Source organism: Clostridium sp. CTA-6, from assembly GCF_054768115.1.
This window is the reverse complement of record NZ_BAAAAU010000006.1, coordinates 66408-88468: the sequence shown is the minus strand read 5'-3', so window position 1 is coordinate 88468 and position 22061 is coordinate 66408. Positions and strand designations below refer to the sequence as shown.

Here is a 22061-nt window from a genome sequence, read left to right as displayed (position 1 = left end):
CGATTGGTTCCGTTTATTAAATTCATCTTTTATCTTTGCTATATTTAAAATTAAATATATTTTATTTTGAGAAAGCCTCTTCATACTTTTTAAAGGCTATTAAGGTAGCCCCAAGAGCTCCACATATTTGAGGTTCTTCACATATAGAGATTTTGCTATTTAGTTTTGTTTCTAAGGCTTTTACTACTCCTAGATTTTTTGCTACACCTCCAGTCATCATATAAGAGCCCTCTTTTCCTACTCTATTTAATAATGATAGCATTTTTGAAGCTATGGAATCATTAAGTCCATGAATTATATCACACTTTTCCTTGTTTTCAGCTATAAGGGACACCACTTCAGATTCTGCAAATACGGTACACATATTGGTTATTTTAAGTTCTTCCTTCCAATTAAGCCCTTCCTTACTCATTTCATCAATGCTTATTTGGAGAGTTCTAGCCATCATGTCAAGAAATCGGCCTGTACCTGCAGCGCATTTGTCGTTCATTGCAAAGTCTTTAATATTCCCATTTTCGTCTAATCTTATTACTTTACTGTCCTGGCCACCAATATCCATAACTGTTCTAATGTTAGGATTTAAGTGATGAGCTGCAATGCCGTGACAGGTTATTTCAGTAACATCCTCATTAGCAAAAGGAATATTTATTCTACCATAGCCAGTGGAAACAATGTATTTAATGTCATCCCTTGAAAGATGAGCCTTTTCTAAGGCAACCTCCAGTGCAGCCTTTGCACCATGAATACTTTTAGCACCAGTGCTTACTATTGAGTAGCTGATTATGTTTTTATCCTTATCTAGAATCACTACATTTGTAGAAGTTGATCCACTATCAATACCTGCTACATAGCAGTTATTTTCTAAGCGGGAGAAGGTTTCACAACTTGTTTCTGTTTTCCCTTTAAACAACCTTTCAATGAAGGCCTCTATTCTGGTAGTAAGTTGTCCCCTACTTTGATTAGTATAATCAGTTTCAATCTTTAATATGGGAATATTAAGTTTCTTTTTAATTGATGCATATTCAAAGGAATAATAATCGCAGAATTTTACTGTGTTATAAATAATTCCTGATATATTATTAGAAAGAATAAGTTTTTTTCTGTAGGAAATATCAGACATTCTCATGCAAGGAGTTTGAGACAAAATAGCTCCAGCATACCATAAAATAAGATCATCTATAGAAGATAAATCAGGTAATTTGTCCCATATAAAATTTTCCCCTGTACAAGTAAGGTTTAATACTGATGATTCAGTACAATTTTCTATCACATTTATAAGGGATTCATCACATCTACCACCTAAAAGAGCAATCCTGCTATTAAAATTATTTTCACAGGTATTACCAGTAACAATATGATTTTGAATAGATAGTTTGAATTTTTCAACATTAAAGTTTTTTCCACTAAACTTTTCATAACTATCTATGAATTTCATAAAGGATTCCTTAAGCAAAATACGTGAACAACAGTTGTTTTTGTGAGGTAAGTCCATCATATATACATATTTCATATTTGATTGGGATTTTAAAACATCATATAATCTTCTCATGCTGTCACAGCAGTTCATTAATAGTAACTGATCACTATTATAATCAATAAGGTTTTCAAATAAGGACTTACAATATGTACACATATTTGGGTGCATAAGTACATCAGCTCTATCAAAGGTATATGCTATAGGATTTATTTTTATGGGAACCTCATCAAAAGCTTCAAGTATAGAAAGGGGGGTATATTTACAAGTATATGCAATCATAGTTAGATACCTCCTTTATTATTTTCTAAAATTTCAAAAAATGCTTCCAATCTGGTACGAAGCTGACCATCCTGAGAATTTCGCCTATCAACCCCATCTCCATCTATAGATAGATAAGGAATATTATTTTTCTCCATAACTTTTTTAAGTAGCATGGCTCCTCCATTGGATTGCTTACAACCCCAGTGACAAAAATTTATTACTGCATCTGCATTAAGAGTTTTTGCTGCATTCAATATATTTTCAGCCCTCCTTAACTGAGGCCCATTAAAATGATTTAGTATGAGCTTTTTTGCTATTGAATTATAAGGATTTTTTATATCCAACTCTGCTAAATAATCAAAGGATAAATCGCAGCCTAATAATTGAATTTCTTTATTATTATTAAAGTATTTTTTTAGAGTTTCTTGATAAAAAGGCAGTAAATGAACCCACAAGAATTTTTTGCATTCACCTTTATCATAAGTAAGAATATCTTCATAGATTTTTCTATAAAATTGTAAAGTTTCTATTCTACCCATAGCTACGTGGGAAGTAAAAAGCTTATACATTTCAAGGGTTAATGTGTTTGGAAAGTATCTACAAGAAAGCTCTTTCATATATTTCAACTGATATGTTCTTGAAAGATTTTCATTATGAATTACTGTCTTTAGTTTATTTTCATCTAATTTAACATTCATTATATCCTGAATCATTTCTACCATTTCATATAATTGAGAGGCTACATATTCCTCTCCATCCTTTGAATATTCATAAGGAATGTCAATGATGTACAATTCAATATCAAGGCAATTTGAAACATGTCTAAAGGTATTTATATTAGCATCACAGGCCATAGTAGTTGTAACTGCAAACCGTGGTTTGGGAAGTAGCTTTGATTCAACAGCTCCTATAAAGGTTTTGTGATAACTACAAAGAGTTTCTGGAATATTCATTTTTTCTGCGTAATCTATAAAGCCATCTTCACATTTTGTCCCAGATAAATAAGAAGAAATCCCTTCAACAAACATAGGATAAATGTCTAGAGCATGCAAAAATTCACAAGGAGCAAACAAATTAACCATTGCGGAACGTTCTGGATATTTAAGAGGTTCTAATATAAATTTCATGCATATTTTTTCAAGATATTGTAGGGATGAAGGGAATTGATGGTTAGGAAACTTGTCCATAAATTTGTAATTAAGAGTATATCCTGTTTTTAAAAGAGCACGGGTACGTGATGGAGTATCTATGTTCTTTTTTATAATTGAACCATAGTGCTTAATTAAATCCATTTCATCACCAATCCTTATTTATAAATAAATGTAAAATAGTTAAAATATTACAATATATAATATGCCACAAAATGATTAATATGTAAATACTATAAAAAATAATTGAAATTTAAAAAGAAGTCCTATGAAAATAGATCTAATTTTAATATAGCAAAGATAAAAAAATGCACGTAGTAAACCATATGAATAAGCTTTAGTAGTTCTTAATATGGAGAAGTTAAAAATTTTCGTAATTCCTCACAGGACGTGAGGAGCTAGTGGTGAAACCAAGGACGGTGCCTCCACTGAGTAGAAAATTTTTAACGGAGCCATATTTAGAACTTCTTAGCAAAATGAATCGGTTTATGAGTGTATTTTTTATCTTTGTGGTGTTAAATTTGGATTGATTTTATTTTGAGATATGTTTTTTTTAGATTTTAGTAATATACTATCTGATTTATAAATAATATATTACTAAAAATACATAAGGCTTTATTCAATTACATATATAATTATACATATGTAATACCTTTTATAATATAAAATATTTTGATACACCTATAGGAGGGAAAAACCTTGATGAATAAAAGAATAAATACAATGTATTTTAGTGCTACGGATACAACTAAAAAAGTAGTATGTGGTATAGCAGAAAAACTTTCAGAAGATTTTAAGGTAAAAGAAAAGATAAGTAATGTTGATTTTACATTACCAAAGGTAAGAGAAAAAGTAGTGTCTTTTTCAAAAGAGGATATTGTTATAGTAGGAGTTCCCGTTTATGCAGGAAGAGTTCCTAATGTACTTTTAAAGTACTTAAAAACTATTATTGGTAATGGTGCACTGGCCGTAGCGGTAGTGGTTTATGGAAACAGAAATTATGATGATGCATTAATAGAACTAAAGGATATACTAGAATCAAATGGCTTTAATGTTATTGGAGGAGCTGCATTTATAGGGGAACATTCTTTTTCTAATAGTCTTGCTAAAAATAGACCAGATGAAAAAGATATGGATGTAGTAAGGTTTTTTGCTGATGAAGTATATAAAAAGATTATAGATGAAAAGCAAATGGAAAATGTATTTGTAAAGGGAAATATACCTTATAGAAAATATTATATGCCGAGGGATGAAAATGAAAATCCCATTGATATAAGAAAAGTTAAACCAAAAACAAATAATAATTGTATAAATTGCAAGCTTTGTGTGAATCTTTGCCCTATGGGATCTATTGATTTTCAAGATGTAACTAAATTAAATGGGATTTGTATAAAATGTTGTGCCTGTATTAAAAAATGTCCTGTTAAGGCAAAATATTTTGATGATAATGGCTACTTAAAACATAAACAGGAACTAGAAAATAATTTTAAATATAGGAAAGAACCAGAATTATTTATTTAATGTAATTTTTAAAATACTTCTCACATATATATCTATATAGATTTTTTTAATAAGAATATAATAAATTTCTTAAGAATGGTACTAAAAGAAATTTTAATAAATATAAATTACTATATATAAAAATTTTTAAGAAAAATTGTACTTTTTTTAACAATCATAAATAAGCATAATTTCAAAATACTTGAATAATAGTATAGTAGGTACAAATAAAATTTAAAATATATAAAAAATCAATTTTAACCCTTATAAAGTAGGCTAATTTAATAGAAATCAGTATCAAAAATGAAAAAATAATGAGTAAAATTGTTAATTTTTTAACTATTTTTCAACATTAACAGAAAAGATTTTATTTAATCAACAGAATAAATCATTTTAAATTTAGTTATTTAATTGGATTTGGTACAAGTTTACTTTTAAATTATTTAATTAAATTTGCCTTATATTTAATGAATTTTGGTACAAGTTTATTATTTAGCTGAATTTGGTACAAGTTTACCTTTTAAAAGTAAGGCAAGCTTAGCCATTTCAATATAGTAAAGTTTAATATTTAAGGAGGAATGTTAAAATGACAAAAGAGGGATTAGCTTTAGAAGGTGTAAAAGTAGTTGAATTATCAAGTTTTGTAGCAGCTCCAAGTTGTTCAAAATTGTTAGCTGATTGGGGAGCTGATGTAATTAAAATAGAACCAATTCAGGGAGATAATATAAGAGTTGTAGGTGGAGTATATAATTCACCAGCAAGAGATGATGAAAATCCTATGTTTGAACTTGAAAACGGAAATAAAAGAGGCGTTGCAATAAATACTAGAAGTGAAAAAGGTAAAGAGGTATTAGGAAAATTACTTAAAGATGCAGATGTTTTTGTTACAAATGTAAGAGAAAAGGCATTACAAAGAAGTGGATTATCCTATGATCAATTAAAGGATAAATATCCTTCATTAATACATGCACATATATTAGGATATGGAGAAAAAGGGCCACTTAAGGATAAGCCTGGATTTGACTATACTGCATATTTTGCAAGAGGAGCTGTAAGCACATCTTTAATGGAAAAAGGAACATCACCAGCTAATACCAATGCAGGTTTTGGTGATCATTATGCAGGCATGAGTTTAGCAGCTGGTATATTAGCAGCACTTCACAGAAAGAAATTAACTGGAAAAGGTGACAGAGTTACAGTAAGTTTATATCACACAGCTATATTTGGTATGGGATTAATGATTACTACAGCTCAATACGGAAATAAAATGCCATTATCAAGAAGAACTCCAAATAACCCATTAGCAACAACTTATAGATGCAAAGATGATAGATGGATACAATTAGCATTGCTTAAATATGATGCATGGTTCCCTAAATTCTGTAAGGAAGTAATAAATAGACCTGACCTAATAGAAGACTCAAGATTTAATAAACAATCTGAAGTAGTAAAACATGTTGAAACTTTTGTTGGAGTATTAGAAGGAGAATTTATTAAAAAGGATTTAAAGGAATGGGCAGATTTATTAGATAAGGCTGACTTACCATATGAAAAATTACAATATTGTGAAGATATATTAGAAGACGAGCAAGCATGGGCAAATGACTATTTATTCAAGACCACATATGACAGTGGAAATACTGGTGTATTAGTTAATTCTCCTGTTAAATTTAGCGAAGCTGGAATGAGACCATATAAAGCTGCACCAAAGATTGGTGAAGATACTGAGGCAATTTTGACATCATTAGGATATAGCAAAGAAGAAATAGAAGAAATGAGAAAAGAGAATGCAATAAAATAAATTAATGTAAGTTTTTAGATGGAGGGTATAAAAACTTAGATCGAGAAAGGGGAGGAATATAAATGGCTGATAAGAAAGACGAAAAAAAGAAAGCGGCAAAAGTGATTAATGGTATATTAGCTAAATCTTATGCTGATGCTTGGAAGGCAAAAGAAGAGGGAAAACCGGTTGGTTGGTCAACTTCTGTATTCCCACAGGAATTAGTAGAAACTTTTGGTTTAGACGTATTATATCCAGAAAACCAAGCGGCTGGGGTTGCAGCTAAGAAAGAGTCCTTATCACTTTGTGAGGCTGCAGAAAGTGCTGGATATTCAATTGATTTATGTGCATATGCAAGAACAAATTTTGGACTTCTAGAAAAAGGTGGATCAGAAAACTTAAACATGCCAAAGCCTGACTTTATATGCTGCTGTAATAATATTTGTAATCAAGTTATTAAATGGTATGAAAACATTGCAAAGGAATTAGATATACCACTAATAATGATTGATACCACATTTAATAATGAAGATGAGGTAACAGAAAATAGAATTAAATACCTTAGAGCTCAATTTGAAGAGGCTATAAAACAACTTGAAAAAATTTCTGGAAAGAAATTTGATCCTAAGAAGTTTGAAGAAGTTATGAAAATCTCTGCTGAAAACGGTAAGCTTTGGAAATATTCTATGAGTTTACCATCAGGATCTTTCCCATCACCAATGAATGGATTTGACTTATTTACTTATATGGCTGTTATCGTATGTTATAGAGGCAAAAAAGAAACTACAGAAGCTTTCAAATTATTGATTTCTGAATTAGAAGATAATATTAAAAATAAAGCAACTTCCTTTAGAGGAGAAGAAAAATATAGAATTATGATGGAAGGAATTCCATGCTGGCCATATATAGGCTATAAGATGAGAACTTTAGCAGGTTATGGTGTTAACATGACTGGAAGTGTTTACCCTCATGCTTGGGCATTACAGTATGAAGTAAACGATTTAGACGGAATGGCTAAAGCTTATAGTACTATGTTTAACAATGTTAACTTAGAAACAATGTGTAAATACAGAATAGATTCCTTAATAGATGGAAATTGTGATGGAGCATTCTATCACATGAATAGAAGCTGTAAATTAATGAGCTTTATTCAATATGAAATGGAAAGAAAAGTTTTTGAAGAAACAGGTATACCATACGCAGGCTTCGATGGAGACCAAGCAGATCCAAGAAACTTCAGTAAGGCTCAGTTTGAAACAAGGCTTCAAGGCCTAGTAGAAGTTATGGAAGAAAGAAAGAAAGGAGGAAACAAATAATGGATAATATAAAAAATATTTTATCTAAATTAGAGGGAATTGTTAAGAACCCTAAAAAAGTTGTTTCAGATTATAAAGAAAGAACAGGAAATAAAGTAATAGGATGTTTCCCAGTATATACTCCAGAGGAAATAGTATATGCAGCAGATATGCTTCCAATAGGTATCTGGGGAGGCGATGTTGAAGCTAATTTAGCTAAACAATATTATCCAGCATTTTGTTGTTCCATAATGCAATCCTGTATGGAGTTTGGCTTAAAAGGGATATATGAGGGATTATCAGCTGTTATTATTCCTGGAATGTGCGATACATTAAACTGTATGGGACAAAATTGGAAATTTGCTATTAAAGATATTCCATATATTGCATTAGTTCATCCTCAAAATAGAAAATTAGAAGCTGGCGTAGAGTATTTAGTTGAAGAATATAAACATGTAAAAGCAAAAATAGAGGAAATAAGAGGAAAAGAAATAACTGAAGAAGAGTTACAAAATAGTATAGAGATATACAATGAACATAGAAAAGTGATGAGATCTTTTGTAGATGAAGCGGCTAAACATCCTAATACAATAAATAACTACCAAAGAAATTTTGTTATTAAAAGTGGATTTTTTATGAGAAAAGATAAACATACAAAAATAGTAAAAGAATTAAATGAGCTATTAGCTATTTTACCAGAAGAAAAATATGATGGTAAAAAGGTATTAGTCACTGGAATACTTCTAGATTCAAAAGAAATGCTTGATGTTTTTGAAGAAAATAAATTAAGAATAGTAGCAGATGATTTAGCTCAGGAAAGCAGACAGTTTAGAACAGACGTACCAGAAGGAAAAAATGCACTAGATAGATTAGCAAGACAATGGTCAAATATTGAAGGATGTTCTTTGGCATATGATCCTAAAAAGATTAGAGGTTCAATGATTGCAAAGGAAGCTAAAGCTAAAGGAATAGATGGTGTAGTATTTGCAATGATGAAATTCTGTGACCCAGAAGAATATGACTATCCAATTGTTAAAAAGGATATTGAAAAAGAAGATATCCCTACAACTATGATAGAGGTAGACCAACAAAATAAGAGTGTTGAACAAATAAGAACAAGAATTCAAACCTTCTCAGAAATAATATAAAAAATTGTAATTTAAATTTGAAACTTTAATTATAGGAAAAATTAAAAAATTTATTATATATTAAACTTTAAACTTTGTTTATAGATGGATAGCTAATAAAAAGTAATGGGTTTATTAGATAGATTGAGATAAAAATATTTTATATAAAAATAATTAAATTTCCTTTTATAAATTATGTAGTGATTTTTCACTAAAAGTTTTAATATGTGAAGTTCTTTTATTATAGATTAGCTAAAAGAAAAGACATATTAGAAGAATTAATATGAAATTTTTAAAACAGTATATAGGTTTATAAATAAATATTTTACAAAATTAAAATGAAAAATCACTATATTTTATTGAAGGTTTAAATTTAAAAGGAGGAAAGTATGTTATTTAAAAAAGAGCATGAACTTTTAAGAAAATCCGTAAGGGATTTTGTAGATAGGGAATTAAAAGATATTCCAGAAGAAGTTGATACTGAAGGGAAATTACCTAAAGAGTTATTACAAAAACTTGCACAATATAAATTTATAAGTCCTGTAATACCTAAGGAATATGGTGGAGCTGGAGCAGACTATGTATCATACTGCATAATAATGGAAGAAATCAGTAAAAGATGCGCATCTACTGGAACTTTTATAACAGCAGGAGCATCATTAGTAGCATTACCTTTACTTAATTTTGGAACAGATGAGCAAAAAGAAAAATATTTAAAGCCTCTTGCAAAGGGTGAATATATTGGATCTTTTGGACTTACAGAACCAGGAGCAGGATCTGATGCTGGTGCTGGTCAAACTACAGCGGTTTTAGAGGGAGATCATTATATTTTAAATGGAAGAAAAACATTTATTACAAATGCACCTATTTGTGACTTCGCTATAGTAACAGCAATGACAGAAAAAGGTAAAGGATCAAGGGGAATCTCAGCCTTTATAGTTGAAAGTAAGTGGGACGGATTTTCAACAGGTGCTCATGAAAATAAAATGGGAATTAGAGGAACTGAAACAGCGGATTTAATATTTGAAAATGTAAAAGTTCCTAAAGAAAATCTTATTGGAAAAGAAGGCAAAGGATTTAAGATAGCTTTAAATACTCTTGATGTGGGTAGAATCGGAGTAGCAGCTCAAGCTCTTGGAATAGCTCAAGGGGCTTTAGACGAAGCTGTAAAATATGTTAAGGAAAGAGTTCAATTTGGTAGACCTTTAGCAAAATTCCAAAATACTCAATTTACAATTGCAGATATGGAGACAAAGGTTCAAGCTGCAAGATGGCTTGTGTATGATGCCGCAGAAAAGAAAGACAATGGTATAAATCCAGGGGTTGAATCTGCAATGGCTAAATATTATGCAGCAGAAATTGCAAATGAAGTAGCTTACAAAGCATTACAATTACATGGTGGATATGGATTTATGAAAGATTATCCAATAGAAAGAATGTATAGAGATGCTAGAATTACATCTATATATGAAGGTACATCTCAAGTTCAGCAAATGGTTATTGCTGCAAAAGCTCTTAAATAGTTATATATTGAGAAATAAACAAAATTGGAGGTTAAGAATTTGAGGATAGTAGTATGCGTTAAGCAAGTTCCAGATACAACAGAAGTAAAGATAGATCCTAAAACAGGAACATTAATAAGAGAAGGTGTTCCAAGTATATTAAATCCAGATGATGCAAATGCACTTGAGGAAGCTTTAAAAATGAAAGACAAAGATGAAAATGTAACTGTGGCAGTGGTTTCAATGGGACCACCTCAAGCAGATGTTATGTTAAGAGAATGCCTTGCAATGGGAGCAGATGAGGCTTATTTAGTAAGTGATAGAGCCTTTGCAGGTTCTGATACCTGGGCTACTTCAAAGGTTATTGCATCAGCAATTAGAAAGATCGGAAACTATGATATTATATTCGCGGGAAGACAAGCTATAGATGGAGATACAGCACAGGTTGGACCACAAATTTCAGAAAAATTAGGTATTCCACAGGTTACTTATGTACAAGACTTTAAAATAGAAGAGGACAAAATAACAGTACAAAGACAGCTAGAGGATGGATATGAAATAATTAGGGTCAAAAAACCTGCTCTTTTAACAGCTGTAAGTTCCCTTAATGAGCCTAGATATATGGCTGTGGACAAAATATTTGATGCCTATAAAAAGGAAATAAAAGTTTTAACTATAGATGATTTAGATATAGATAAAGAAGGAGTAGGTCTTAAGGCTTCTCCAACTAAAGTGTTTAGATCCTTTACTCCAGCACCTAAAGGTAAGGGTGTTATGCTAGAAGGATCAACAGAAGAAGTTGTTGAAAAATTGGTTGTAAATTTGAAACAAAAGCATATTATATAAAAATGATCGGAGGGTAATATGGATATAAAAAAAGATTTAAGTAGTTATAAAAATGTCTGGGTAATTGCAGAACAAAGACAGGGAAAAATAACTCCTGTAGTTATAGAGTTATTAGGAGAAGGTAGAAAAATAGCTAATGATATTGGAGTAGAATTGTGCGCAGTTTTACTTGGATATAATGTTGATAATTTAGCAGATGAATTGATAAAGTTTGGAGCAGACAAAGTTTATTATGCAAATGATCCATTATTAGAGAAATATACTACTGACGGATATGCAAAGGTCATAGTTGATGCAGTAAATGATATTAAACCAGAAATCGTGCTAATTGGTGCAACTCATATAGGAAGAGATTTAGCTCCTAGAATAGCATCAAATTTGGATACCGGGTTAACAGCTGACTGCACTAAGTTAGAAGTAGATCCAGAAGATAAAAAACTTAAACAAACTCGTCCAGCCTTTGGGGGAAATATCATGGCTACAATAATATGCCCTGATAATAGACCTCAAATGTCTACAGTAAGACCAGGGGTTATGGATAAAGCTGTAAAGGATGAAAATAGAAAGGGTCAAATCTTAAAATTAAGTGCAGATTTAATTAAGGATGATATAAGAACAGAAGTAGTTGAAATAGTTAAATCTAAAAAAGAGTTAGTATCATTAACAGATGCAAACTTTATTGTATCTGGGGGACTTGGCCTTGGAAATCCTGATGGATTTAAATTATTGAAACAATTAGCTGATAGATTAGGGGGAGTGGTTGGATCTTCCCGTGCAGCTGTAGATGCTGGTTGGATTGAAAATTCACATCAAGTAGGGCAAACAGGAACAACTGTAAAACCAACAGTTTATATAGCTTGCGGTATTTCAGGAGCTATACAACATTTAGCTGGTATGCAAGAGTCAGATATTATAGTTGCTATAAATAAAAATGAATCAGCTCCAATATTTGAGGTAGCAGACTACGGAATAGTGGGAGACCTATATGATGTAGTACCTAAGTTATTAGAATTATTAGATGATGATGATCGTATTACTAAGCTATTTGAACAAAGCAAAATAGTTTAAAATAAAATTATTTTATAAAATTAAGTATTCCATACTATTTATTTTATAGTATTTATTATAAACCTCCCTATTCTAATATAGAAATATTAGAATCAGGGGGGTTATTATAAAGATAATTCTAATCTTCAGGCGGAATTTTAAAATCAACTGAAAATTAGAAGGGTAGTATTTAAATATATATCATATCTTATGAGATTATTAGCTGTGATAGTTTTAAAATAAAACAAATCTCAATATTTAAGGATTGTCTTAAGAGGGGGACAGAATATAAAAATTATGCCCAATTTAATATGTATGGGGGAGAATAATATGAGTGAAAATTCAAAATCTAAGGTAGGATTCTTAACTGCTTTCCAGGTAGCAGCAGTATGGTTTGGAGCTCATGTGGGAGGGGGATTTGCAACAGGTAACCAAACAATGAATTTTTTTGTTAAACATGGTTGGCATTCTGTATGGTTACCTGCAGTTATAGTTATAATTATAGGTTTAACTTATAGAGAATCATTAATATTAGCAAAAAACTATGGAACCTATGACTATAAAAGTTGGTCAAAAAAGATGTATGAACCCTATGACAAAGTATTTTCTGTTATTTTTGAAATAGGATATTTAATGATAGTATTATTAGGTACAGGAGGATCCATAGCAGGTTCCGCTTCTTTAATGGAGAATTATGGTGTTAATTATTTGGTAGGGGTATTAATCACAGGCGGCATTTTTTATATATTAACTATATATGGATCTGAATTAATAAGAAAAGCTTCAACTATTATAACCGTTCTAATATTAATATTTTTAACAATCATAGTAATTGTAGGTATAGTTAATAATTCAGGGAATTTATCACATCTTGTTTCTACAAAATATTCACCTTCATCCTTTGGAACAGTTTTGTATAGCGGACTCCGATATGCTGGTTATCAGGCCTTTGTTGTTGCTATTGTACTAAGTGCTAGTGACACTTTAAAAACTGATAAAGCTATTAATAAGTCAATGACTTTAGGTATTATTTTAAACGGTGTAATGATCACATTATCCTGTATAATGTTACTGGCATGGATGCCGGGGGCTCAAAAGGAAACTATACCGATTTTATATATATGTAAACGTTTTAATAGTGGATTTTTATTATTTTCTTATTCAGTAGTATTATTTTTAGCCTTTGTATCCACAGGTATAGGATGTGTCTTTGGAGCAGTGGCTAGATTTGAACATGTTTTTAAGAAACCAGAGAATATTAAAAAAAGAAGAGGATTAATTTCTCTCGTATGTATGGTGTTATCTATGGCAATTTCCTTGTTTGGATTAACTAAAATTGTTGTTGTAGGCTATGGATATGTGGGAATAATCGGTATATTCGCTGTAGTTATTCCATGTATAGTTGTAGGAAGAATAAAAAACAACAGATTTAAAAAAGAGAAGGAAAGTATATTATTAGAAGAGCAAAATGATATATCAAATGAATATCAAAACAGTGCATCAGTAGAAGATAAAAGTGACATGTTAAAAGAAAAAGATAGTGCGTTAAAAGAAGAGCAAGATAATATATCCAAAAAAGATAAAGACATTGCATCAAAAGAAGACAAAGATGATGTGTTAAAGGAAGAAGACAGTGAGTTAATAGAAGACCAAGATGATATATCGGAGGAAGATGAGGAAAACGTGCCAGTAGAAGATCAAGTTGATGTGCTAAAGGGAGAACAGGACAGTGTACCAGAAGATGCAGATGATACATTGGAGGAAGATAGGGAAAGTGTGTCAATAGAAGATCAGGATGATATATTAAAGGAAGAACAGGACAGTGTATCAGAAGGTGAAGATGATACGTTAAAGGAAGATAAGGAAAATGTGGCAGTAGAAGGTCAGGATAATATGCAAAAAGAAGATAAAGAGAGTATATCAATAGAAGAGGAAAAAAGTACAGATGACGATGCATCAAAGGAAGATGAGGACAATATATCAGTAGAAGATCAAGATAATATATAAAAAAGATGGTATATCAACTGTAGAGTCTGAATAACAATTATTATACTAAAATATTTTAAAAAGGGGGATACACATATGTATACAATGGGATTGGATATAGGTTCTACTACCTCTAAGGGTGTTATTATAAAGGATGGAGAGGAAATAGTTGCTAGTGTTTTAGTACCTGTTGGAACTGGAACCAGTGGACCTCTAAAATTAATAAAAGAATTAAAAGAAAAATCTAATTTAACAGAAAAGGACATAGAAAAAACCGTAGTTACAGGCTATGGTAGAATCCAATATAAAGATGCTGACAAACAAATAAGTGAATTAAGTTGCCATACTAAAGGAGTAGCATTTTTAATACCAGGTGCAAGGACTATAATAGATATTGGTGGACAAGATGCTAAGGCTATGAAGTTGAATAATAAGGGTAAACTTATAAATTTTATAATGAATGATAAATGTGCCGCTGGTACAGGAAGATTTTTAGATGTTATGGCAGGAGTTCTTGAAACGGATGTTTCCAAACTAGGAGAAATATCAGAAAAATCTACAAAAGAAGTTTCAATTAGTAGTACCTGTACTGTGTTTGCTGAATCAGAGGTAATTTCTCATCTATCAGCAAATGCAAAAAAAGAAGATATTGTAGCAGGAATTCATACCTCTGTAGTAAGACGTGTATCAACTCTTGCTATGAGAGTAGGTATTGAAGATCAGGTAGTTATGGTAGGTGGAGTAGCCAGAAATAAAGGAATAGTTAAAGCTATGGAAAAGGAACTAGGCCATGATATAAAAGTACCAGAATTAGCACAACTAACTGGAGCATTAGGCGCAGCTATATATGCTTTTGAGGAAACAAAATAGATTTAATTGAGAGCGCAAAGATAAAAAGTACATTCATAAACTAGTTTATTTTATGTACTTTTTATCTTTGCTATATTAAAATTAAATATGTCTTTACAGAGAACTTTAAAATATTATTTTCTAAGATGTAAATAAAATACGAATACAATTCATTTCCCTAAAATGGGAAATAATATTTTGTAAAGATAGTTAAAAATAAGAGCTTTTTAGGATATAATATAAATAAATTAAAAACAATGAAAAATTATTGCAAAGGCTAAAAGTGTTAAAGTTTAATAAACATGAGGAGGAACTATATGAGTATATTATCTAAAATTTTTAATTTAGTTAATTCATCTAGTAATGGATACCATAAGAATAAACATAGAGGAAGTAGTTATTATAAAAAACACCATAGATCAAAATCAGGATTTTTTGGGTCTATGATGTCTGTATTTTCTTCAAAGAGCAGATCTTATTCACATTCATATAAAAGGCATAACCGCCGAAAAAAATATAGTTCATGGTCATAAAATTTTTTAAAAGAGACACTAAATATTTACCAGAGCAAAAAATTCATGGATATACTGTTCTAAAAATACTTGGAGAAGGTAGGTTTGGAATTTGTTACTTAGTCCAAAGTAATAATAAACAGTATATATTAAAACAATTAAAAACAAAAATGTTAAAAAAGATAGGAAGTAAAGTTATTTATGAACAAGAAATATTAAAGAATATTAATCATAACTGTATTCCGAAATTTATAAAAACATTACAATTTGAAAAATTTTTTGGATATGTTTTAGAATACAAAGAAGGCAAAACTTTTGAAGAGATTATTTGTGAAGATGAATATGTTTTTAAAAGAGAAGAAATCTATCATATATGCATTCAAATTATTGAAATTTTAAAGTATTTGCATAAGAGTGGAATAGTACATAGAGATATAAGAATTCCAAATACAATATATTATAAGAAAAAGGTTAATCTAGTAGATTTTGGATTAGCTAGATGGATTAATAATAAGAGATACACTGAGAATGTAGACTTTTCATATTTAGGAGATTTCTTATTACATTTATATTATACATCCTTTCAATGTAAAACTTTTAAGGGAAAGCCTTGGTATGAGGAATTGGATTTATTTAGTGAAGAAATGAATTTTTTAAAAAGATTATTAGGGATTGAGAAAAAATATAAAAATATAGAAGAAGTAGAAAGAGATTTCTTATTATTAAAAAGTAATTATAATAAGTAAGATGCAGTTTAAAGTAAGGTTGTGTGTCAAAATAAAATTAAGTCTATTTTGACACACTCTATTTAATTTATTTCTTCTTATTATAAAATAGTAAACCGGAAAGAAATACAAAAACAGAAATACCTAAATCAATTATTACAGAAGGTTTAGAAAGTCCACCGTATACAACAATTAAAGCTCCCATAAGGGCAAGGGAAGGAATAACAAATCTTTTTATAAATGATAAGTCCTTCATTTTCATCATATATGCAATATAAATAATAATATAAATCCCATATATTAAAGCTATTGGTAATTCTGAAATATCTACAAACATCTTATTAGAAAATAGTCCTTTAAAATTCATATACCAAACCACTAAATAAATGCAAATTAAAATAAAGTTTGCTATAGTAGAATTAGTAGGTATATTAGTTTTACTATCTAATTTAGAAAAAGCCTCTGGTTTAATACCTTGACCACGGATAGCCAAAGAATAAAAGGAGCGAGATCCTCCAAGTATAAGACCATTAAGAGTACCTAAACAGGATACTATTATAAATATTGTAAGAATAGATGCTCCAAAGTTTCCAAATACAGTCCTAGCAGCCACATTTACAGTATTGTCTCCTTGTTTTAAAATAGTTTCAGTAGGTATCATTCCTACAATACCCAGAAAATATAAAATATATATAATAACTATTACTAATGAGCCAAATACAAGAGCTTTAGGAAGAGTATTTTTGGCATCTTTAATTTCACCATTAATTGTTGTTGCAATAATCCATCCTTCATATGCAAAGGCTGCTCCTAATACAGCAGCTGCAAAACCACTTCCACTGTCACCTATAGTAGATACTTTAGAAAAATTTTCAATTAAAATTCCATTATTGAGTCCTTGAAATGTACCCAATATAGCGATGAGCATTAAAGGAACTAGTTTGATTGCTGTTGAAGCAATTTGGAATTTCCCTGATAGTATAGGTGAAATATAGTTCAAAATATATATACCTATCATATATATTGCGGCCATAATCCATACAAAATTACCATCTTTATTAAATAAAATAGCAGTATAATTACCAGCTGCCCAAGCTAGTACCGCAGCTATTGCTGGATAATAAATAATTCCATTAAACCATCCTATTAAATAAGCAAATTTTTCTGAAAGCATACCCTCGGCATAGTCAACTATACCGTTAGATCTTTCAAATCTATTAGCACACTCTGCAAAAACTAAGGCTCCAAAAATCATAGAAATTGCTCCTACTAACCATGCAAGTAAGGCTGTTTTTACATTTCCACCTGAAGCCATAAGAATATTATCAGCTTTAAAAAATACACCAGATCCGATTACTATACCAATAACCATGGAAACTGTTGTCCAAAGCCCATATTTCTTTTCTAACATACACACCTCTCCTTTTCTTTAGTATTTCCTAATAATTAAAAAACTTAATAACTATATGAAGTAGTTCAGACTAAATCAATGAAATGTATCTATTCTGTGAAGAGAATTTGATAAATTTTACTATGATACAATAGTAAAGTTAATTAGGAATTGAGTTTTATTATATAGAGTTCTATAATTTTCGTCAATGATTTTTTGATTTTGGGTTTTATAAAGGAAGATTATTAATATTGTGGAAATTAACAAACGAATTTTTAAGCTTAAGAGTAAGTTTTTGTTCCCTCTTAAACTTAGAAATCCTTATACAGTTTTTCAAAAGCAAATAGCATTATACAATAATTATCTTATATCTAAATTTAATCCTTCTACATATAAAACTCTTTTAGAGAAGGTTCCATGAACTACAGTCATATTTGAATTTTCATGTATGAAAAGTGGTCCATCTACATAAAAGGTTAGTTCTCTTTTGTTTTTATAATCTGTTACATAAACTTTATGATATATAACATGACTGTTTTTATTATGATGTTCAGTTATACAAGTACAGATTCCAGTTAGAGAAGTCTGTAGTCCCAAAAGTCCTTCTAGCCAAGATAATACATCTGGAAAAAGTAAAATTAAAAGGGGTAATGAAAACAAGTTGCCTTTTGAAATAAATATACCGTACACAAGAGCAAGGTCATATAGCAATCGTGAAAGCCCTTTCCATCTACTTTTAAAAGGTACATTTATGTGAGGGGAATACCAAATTTTAAATCGCCATAGGAAACTACTTTTTTCACAGCTTTCATCAATATATCCGCAAGCCTTTTGCCATTGTAATTGTCTATCTGTTAATTCTAGAGCTATTATTTTTTTAGTTAATATAAGAATCCCAATATATATTATTTCCATTACAAAGGATGATAGGATTAGATCTAGGTTTTTTAAAAGAAAAATACATACTAAAATATACGTTATAAAAAACATATTAACTAAATATAAAGGCTTAATTCTCATACTTACTTGTGTCTTTATTTCTTCATCAATATTAATTTTTTTCTCAACAACAATGACTATACAAAGGAATAATATGGAATTAAAAGTGAAAAGAACTACTGATCTCATAGTTAAATATCCGAAGAGTTTTATATTGAAGCCTTTATTATTTAAATGAAATATTGAACTGTAAACTATATTGAAAATTAATATACATAGGTAGAAAGATCTTATACTTTGCAAATTACGTTTATTACTCATAGGTCACCTCTAAAATATAATTGATATAATTATTTTATCACAAAATTTAATTATAGTATTCACTATAATTGTTAACGTTCTTACAATTTTTTGTGTTAATATTCGTAAAAATCATTGACTTAAAAGGTTAATTCTGCTAATATCAAGTTACAAATTCTATTAAATAATATATTGTTTTATTTAAAAGGTCGACAGACTTATTTATATATAAAGACATAATTAAATAATTTGCTCATATAATTCCTGAATATGGAGGGAAGTTTCTACCAGATAACCGTAAATTGTCTGACTATGAGTGGAATCCTACTTAATTATTATTTTTAAGTATATATTTTTATTATCTAAAATAATGAGCGATAAGGTTTTCATTTATAGTGTGAATACCTTATAGCTTTTTTTATTATTATGAGCATGAATTTTACTAGGAGGACTTTACAATGAAAAACACTAAAGATACTAATTTAATTGTTGGAATTGATGAAAAAATTAGCTTAAGATACGCCTTTTTTCTAGGTTTACAACATGTTTTTGCTATGGATTTATACATAGTTCCTATAATATTGGCAGGTATTTTATCTCTTGATGCCCAAAATACAGCCTATTTTATACAAATGAGTTTTATAGCCGCTGGAATTGCTACACTAATACAAACTGGTTTATGCATGCGGTTACCTATTATGCAGGGACCTTCCTATATTCCTATAGGTGCCTTAGCTGCCATCGGAAGTAAGTTAGGATTACAAGCTATGGTTGGTAGTTTAATTCCAGGTTCACTATTTTTAATGATACTTGGTTATCCATTACGTTTTCTCTCAAAAATAATTTCTAAATTTATTCCACATATTGTTGGAGGTACTGTTATTGTGATAGTTGGAATATCTTTAATGCCTGTGGCTATGACTAATATTTTTACTGCACCGGGTAATTTAAAAATAAATTGTGTCCTTGCTCTTATTTCATCAGCTTTATTAGTTAGCTGTATGATGATAGGACGTAAATCCAATAAGTTTGGCAAAGCTGTTCGACTTACATCTGTAATGATTTCATTAATTGGTGGTACTATCGCAGCTTCATTATTAGGAGTCGTAGATTTTACACCTGTTACAAAGGCAGCTTGGTTTTCATTCCCTAAATTATTACCCTTCGGAAAACCAGTATTTGATTTAAAAGCAATTTTAACTATGTTATTTATTTATGCAGTTATTTTAGTTGAAACCTCAGGAACTTGGTTTGCAGTTTCTGCTGTTACAGGAAGCGAATTAACAGATGAAGGTTTAAATAGAGGCGCTGTGGGCGAGGGAATTGGCTGTTTTGTAGGTGCATTGTTTGGTGGTACTCCAATGACAGGCTATTCCACAAATGCAGGTATTATTGCAGTAACAGGTGTTGGTAGTAGAATGGCTATTATTGCCGGAGGAATCATATTAGTTGCCCTTGGTATGTTACCTAAATTAATGAATGTAATTGCTTGTATACCTAGCGCAGTTGTTAGTGGAGTTTTTGCAGTAGTTTGTGTAATTATTGCTATGAACGGCTTTAAGTCAATTCAGCATGAAGAATTTGATGAAAGAAATATGTTATTAATTGGATTACCTATTCTTTTAGCACTTGGAACTACTGTTTTACCTAAAGATATATTAAATAGTTTGCCAAGTCTTGCAAATTATATTTTTTCCTCTGGAATTACAGTAGGAGCTTTGGCTGCAGTAATATTAAATATACTTTTACCTAAGGCACCCGTAGAAGTATCTAAATCACAAGAATATGAAGAGGCCGTGTAGAATTTTTATCCGATGACAAACCCTTCTAATACTTTCATCTTCTTCAAAGTGGGAATAAAGAGCGGCTACGTCCCGGGATAACGAGTTCTAAGCTTCAGTGGGCGTAAAAAACTCCCTCTGAAGCTTAGAACTATGTTTATATTTAAGTTTTACTAAGTTTCATTGAATTATATATATAAATAGAGATAGATAAAGGAGAATATATTATGAATCAAATTTTAATAAAAAATGGTTATATTATTACAATGGATTGTTCAAAGAGAATATTTGAGGAAGGTGATATTTTAGTTGAGGATTCTAAAATTATTGCTATAGGTAATGTGGAATCTGAATTAATTAAATCTAATGTTGAAATTATAGATGCTAATGGAAAAATCATAATGCCTGGTTTAGTAAATACTCATGTGCATTTATCTCAACAATTAGCTAGAGGCTTAGCTGACGATGTAGATCTTTTAACTTGGCTTCGCAAACGTATATGGCCTTACGAAAGCAATATGGATTTAGAGGATTCTTATATTTCTTCACTGGCCTGTTGTACAGAACTAATACGTTCAGGTGTTACTACTTTTTGTGAAGCTGGTGGACAAGAAGTAGATGGCATGGGAAAAGCCCTAGGAGAAGCAGGCCTTAGAGGTATTCTTTGTCGCTCTACTATGGATTGTGGTGATGGTTTACCATTAAAATGGCAAGAAACCACAGAGGAATCTTTAGAAAAACAAGTAGAGTTACTTGAAAGATGGAATGGTAAAGGAGATGGACGCATTAAGTATTGGTTTGGCTTAAGAACTATTTTTAATACTACAGATAAATTAATAACTAAAACTAAAGAACTAGCAGATAAATATAAAGTAGGTATTCATATGCATGTTGCTGAAATAGAAGAGGAAGTTAGATATGCAGAAGCAACTCGTGGTGAAACCACTGTTCAGCATTTAGCTAAATTAGGGGTATTAGATAAAAACTTTTTAGCTGTACATACAGTATGGCTTACAGAACAAGAAATTGATTTATTTAAGCTTCATAATGTAAAAGTATCCCATAATCCTGGTGCTGCAATGAAAGTTGTTTTAGGTTTTGCACATATTCCAGAAATGCTTGAAAAAGGAATCAATGTTTCAATCGGAACTGATGGCGCTCCTTCTAATAATAGAATGGATATGTTTGATGAAATGCATTTAACCTCATTAATACATAAAGGTAGAAGATTGAATCCAAAGGTTGTTCCTGCTGATGAAGTATTAGAAATGGCTACAATGAATGGTGCTAAATGTGCCCTTTGGGAGGATGAAATAGGCTCTTTGGAGGTAGGAAAAAAAGCAGATTTAATAATTATTAACCCTAAATCTATTGGCAGCCTTCCTATGCATGATCCAATTGGAAATATAGTATATTCAATGCACTCTAGTGATGTAGAATCTTCTATGTGTAATGGTAAGTGGCTAATGAAGAATAAAGTATTATTAACTATAGATGAAGAGGATATTATTAGAGAAACACAGGAAAAAGCAACAGCCTTAGTTAAAAAAGCAGGTATTGTCTTACCAAAACGTTTTTAAAAATAGAAAGAATCAT

General features: G+C 30.3%; 17 protein-coding genes and 1 riboswitch. Of the genes, 13 read left to right on the top strand and 4 right to left on the bottom strand.

Annotation, left to right across the window (positions count from 1 at the left end):
• Window positions 1–61: 61 nt before the first annotated feature.
• Both ACYUDJ_RS10740 and ACYUDJ_RS10735 read right to left on the bottom strand, forming a co-directional pair.
• Entirely contained in the window at window positions 62–1756 is a 1695-nt protein-coding gene (locus ACYUDJ_RS10740) for an acyl-CoA dehydratase activase (RefSeq protein WP_043032080.1), read from the bottom strand.
• Window positions 1757–1758: 2 nt separating this feature from the next.
• The gene (locus ACYUDJ_RS10735; RefSeq protein WP_043032079.1) at window positions 1759–3030 is read right to left on the bottom strand and encodes a 2-hydroxyacyl-CoA dehydratase subunit D; all 1272 of its coding nucleotides are present in this window, start codon (window positions 3028–3030) and stop codon (window positions 1759–1761) included.
• Between the two features lie 555 nt (window positions 3031–3585).
• Between ACYUDJ_RS10735 and ACYUDJ_RS10730 the strand changes: the two genes are divergently transcribed.
• The 11 genes from ACYUDJ_RS10730 (at window position 3586) to ACYUDJ_RS10680 (ending at window position 16076) form a co-directional block, all read left to right on the top strand.
• A complete protein-coding gene (locus ACYUDJ_RS10730) occupies window positions 3586–4407 on the top strand; it encodes an EFR1 family ferrodoxin (RefSeq protein WP_080333538.1) in 822 nt (273 codons plus the stop codon).
• 565 nt (window positions 4408–4972) lie between these two features.
• Window positions 4973–6187, top strand: a complete 1215-nt coding sequence (locus ACYUDJ_RS10725) for a CaiB/BaiF CoA transferase family protein (RefSeq protein WP_043032077.1) — start codon at window positions 4973–4975, stop codon at window positions 6185–6187.
• A gap of 62 nt (window positions 6188–6249) precedes the next feature.
• Window positions 6250–7482, top strand: a complete 1233-nt coding sequence (hadB, locus tag ACYUDJ_RS10720; protein ID WP_043032076.1) for a (R)-2-hydroxyisocaproyl-CoA dehydratase subunit alpha — start codon at window positions 6250–6252, stop codon at window positions 7480–7482.
• Window positions 7482–8609, top strand: a complete 1128-nt coding sequence (gene hadC / locus ACYUDJ_RS10715; protein ID WP_043032075.1) for a (R)-2-hydroxyisocaproyl-CoA dehydratase subunit beta — start codon at window positions 7482–7484, stop codon at window positions 8607–8609. The genes hadB and hadC overlap by 1 nt, the downstream gene beginning before the upstream one ends.
• Window positions 8610–8977: 368 nt before the next feature.
• Complete coding sequence (gene acdB / locus ACYUDJ_RS10710; RefSeq protein ID WP_003485205.1) at window positions 8978–10111, top strand: putative isocaproyl-CoA dehydrogenase AcdB; 1134 nt, start codon at window positions 8978–8980, stop codon at window positions 10109–10111.
• 39 nt (window positions 10112–10150) lie between these two features.
• Window positions 10151–10936: an electron transfer flavoprotein subunit beta gene (gene etfB / locus ACYUDJ_RS10705; RefSeq protein WP_043032074.1), complete on the top strand. Its 786-nt coding sequence runs from the start codon at window positions 10151–10153 to the stop codon at window positions 10934–10936.
• An 18-nt stretch (window positions 10937–10954) separates the two neighbouring features.
• Window positions 10955–12004: an electron transfer flavoprotein subunit alpha/FixB family protein gene (locus ACYUDJ_RS10700; protein WP_030035490.1), complete on the top strand. Its 1050-nt coding sequence runs from the start codon at window positions 10955–10957 to the stop codon at window positions 12002–12004.
• Window positions 12005–12313: 309 nt separating this feature from the next.
• Window positions 12314–13990: a YkvI family membrane protein gene (locus tag ACYUDJ_RS10695; RefSeq protein ID WP_043032073.1), complete on the top strand. Its 1677-nt coding sequence runs from the start codon at window positions 12314–12316 to the stop codon at window positions 13988–13990.
• Window positions 13991–14065: 75 nt separating this feature from the next.
• Window positions 14066–14839 (top strand): 2-hydroxyisocaproyl-CoA dehydratase activator HadI, encoded by a 774-nt coding sequence (hadI, locus tag ACYUDJ_RS10690; RefSeq protein ID WP_043032072.1) that lies wholly within the window; start codon window positions 14066–14068, stop codon window positions 14837–14839.
• A gap of 296 nt (window positions 14840–15135) precedes the next feature.
• Window positions 15136–15351 carry a hypothetical protein gene (locus tag ACYUDJ_RS10685; RefSeq protein WP_003398567.1) on the top strand — a complete coding sequence of 72 codons (216 nt, stop codon included), beginning with the start codon at window positions 15136–15138 and terminating at the stop codon, window positions 15349–15351.
• Window positions 15342–16076: a protein kinase family protein gene (locus ACYUDJ_RS10680; protein WP_043032071.1), complete on the top strand. Its 735-nt coding sequence runs from the start codon at window positions 15342–15344 to the stop codon at window positions 16074–16076. The genes ACYUDJ_RS10685 and ACYUDJ_RS10680 overlap by 10 nt, the downstream gene beginning before the upstream one ends.
• A gap of 67 nt (window positions 16077–16143) precedes the next feature.
• On the opposite strand, the gene ACYUDJ_RS10675 is transcribed toward ACYUDJ_RS10680, so the two are convergent.
• A complete protein-coding gene (locus ACYUDJ_RS10675; RefSeq protein WP_043032070.1) occupies window positions 16144–17466 on the bottom strand; it encodes an APC family permease in 1323 nt (440 codons plus the stop codon).
• Window positions 17467–17805: 339 nt separating this feature from the next.
• A complete protein-coding gene (locus ACYUDJ_RS10670; RefSeq protein ID WP_043032069.1) occupies window positions 17806–18705 on the bottom strand; it encodes a hypothetical protein in 900 nt (299 codons plus the stop codon).
• A 212-nt stretch (window positions 18706–18917) separates the two neighbouring features.
• Window positions 18918–19017, top strand: a riboswitch (purine riboswitch).
• 125 nt (window positions 19018–19142) lie between these two features.
• Between ACYUDJ_RS10670 and ACYUDJ_RS10665 the strand changes: the two genes are divergently transcribed.
• Window positions 19143–20486 carry a nucleobase:cation symporter-2 family protein gene (locus ACYUDJ_RS10665; protein WP_043032068.1) on the top strand — a complete coding sequence of 448 codons (1344 nt, stop codon included), beginning with the start codon at window positions 19143–19145 and terminating at the stop codon, window positions 20484–20486.
• A 206-nt stretch (window positions 20487–20692) separates the two neighbouring features.
• Window positions 20693–22045, top strand: coding sequence for an amidohydrolase (locus ACYUDJ_RS10660; RefSeq protein WP_043032067.1), 1353 nt, complete (start codon window positions 20693–20695; stop codon window positions 22043–22045).
• The last annotated feature ends 16 nt before the right edge of the window (window positions 22046–22061 follow it).

What these genes read in the sequence shown, in the direction of transcription:
- ACYUDJ_RS10680 (WP_043032071.1), top strand. Translation starts at nt 15,342, where the DNA reads ATGGTCATAAAATTTTTTAAAAGAGACACTAAATATTTACCAGAGCAA.
- ACYUDJ_RS10695 (WP_043032073.1), top strand. Translation starts at nt 12,314, where the DNA reads ATGAGTGAAAATTCAAAATCTAAGGTAGGATTCTTAACTGCTTTCCAG.
- ACYUDJ_RS10740 (WP_043032080.1), bottom strand. Translation starts at nt 1,756, where the DNA reads ATGATTGCATATACTTGTAAATATACCCCCCTTTCTATACTTGAAGCT.
- hadB (WP_043032076.1), top strand. Translation starts at nt 6,250, where the DNA reads ATGGCTGATAAGAAAGACGAAAAAAAGAAAGCGGCAAAAGTGATTAAT.
- ACYUDJ_RS10670 (WP_043032069.1), bottom strand. Translation starts at nt 18,705, where the DNA reads ATGAGTAATAAACGTAATTTGCAAAGTATAAGATCTTTCTACCTATGT.
- hadI (WP_043032072.1), top strand. Translation starts at nt 14,066, where the DNA reads ATGTATACAATGGGATTGGATATAGGTTCTACTACCTCTAAGGGTGTT.
- ACYUDJ_RS10685 (WP_003398567.1), top strand. Translation starts at nt 15,136, where the DNA reads ATGAGTATATTATCTAAAATTTTTAATTTAGTTAATTCATCTAGTAAT.
- acdB (WP_003485205.1), top strand. Translation starts at nt 8,978, where the DNA reads ATGTTATTTAAAAAAGAGCATGAACTTTTAAGAAAATCCGTAAGGGAT.
- ACYUDJ_RS10735 (WP_043032079.1), bottom strand. Translation starts at nt 3,030, where the DNA reads ATGGATTTAATTAAGCACTATGGTTCAATTATAAAAAAGAACATAGAT.
- ACYUDJ_RS10660 (WP_043032067.1), top strand. Translation starts at nt 20,693, where the DNA reads ATGAATCAAATTTTAATAAAAAATGGTTATATTATTACAATGGATTGT.
- ACYUDJ_RS10675 (WP_043032070.1), bottom strand. Translation starts at nt 17,466, where the DNA reads ATGTTAGAAAAGAAATATGGGCTTTGGACAACAGTTTCCATGGTTATT.
- hadC (WP_043032075.1), top strand. Translation starts at nt 7,482, where the DNA reads ATGGATAATATAAAAAATATTTTATCTAAATTAGAGGGAATTGTTAAG.
- ACYUDJ_RS10665 (WP_043032068.1), top strand. Translation starts at nt 19,143, where the DNA reads ATGAAAAACACTAAAGATACTAATTTAATTGTTGGAATTGATGAAAAA.
- ACYUDJ_RS10725 (WP_043032077.1), top strand. Translation starts at nt 4,973, where the DNA reads ATGACAAAAGAGGGATTAGCTTTAGAAGGTGTAAAAGTAGTTGAATTA.
- ACYUDJ_RS10700 (WP_030035490.1), top strand. Translation starts at nt 10,955, where the DNA reads ATGGATATAAAAAAAGATTTAAGTAGTTATAAAAATGTCTGGGTAATT.